Below are 643 nucleotides of genomic sequence, written 5' to 3'. Positions count from 1 at the left end.
CAGTTTCAGCTTCTTCACGGCGGATAATGACTTTACCCATCGCAAGTTCAGGACATGCAAAGCCGCCAGCAATAGCTGTGTTACTTTGTGGTGCCGTCTCTTGAGCTACGTTTTGCTCCTGTACAGCAACTTGAGTTTCAACTGCTACTTGAACTTCAGCCACTTCAGGTTTTGCCTGATTATGGTGAGGTTTTGGAATGAAGCGAGGCATCACTTTACCCATAGCCATCTCTGGAGAAGCTACACCACCTTTACGTAGGCGGAATGGGTTAGGACGACGATCACGACCGCGACGACGACGTTGACCACTTGCACGTAGGTGACGTGGAGAACGACGGTTGCGACGTTGCTTCGGCTCTTCCTGTTCTGTTTGTTCATCAGCGTTTGCTTGAGTTGCTTCTACTTGTTCCGCAACTTTTTGCTCTTGAGCTACTGATTGTTCTTTCGCAATAGACTGTTCTTTAGCAACAGCAGACTCATTTGACGAGTTTTCTGAAGCTTCAGCTTGTTGGTCTTTAATACGAACTTGTTTGTTCAGTTTACGACGCTGACGACGCTCTTTAATCTTAGCTGCTTTCGCTTCTGGCTTAGCCTTAGGCGCTTCTAGTTTATCAGCTTGAGCTTCTGCCGCTAGCTGTAGACC

General features: G+C 47.6%; 1 pseudogene. It reads right to left on the bottom strand.

From position 1 onward, the window contains the following. Window positions 1-643 (bottom strand): annotated as a pseudogene (locus tag AB4496_RS23360) (ribonuclease E); the annotation flags it as partial.

Source organism: Vibrio sp. 10N.222.46.A1, assembly GCF_041473595.1.
In the GTDB taxonomy this organism is placed as follows: domain Bacteria; phylum Pseudomonadota; class Gammaproteobacteria; order Enterobacterales; family Vibrionaceae; genus Vibrio; species Vibrio tasmaniensis_A.
This window is presented reverse-complemented; position numbering and strand designations above follow the sequence as displayed.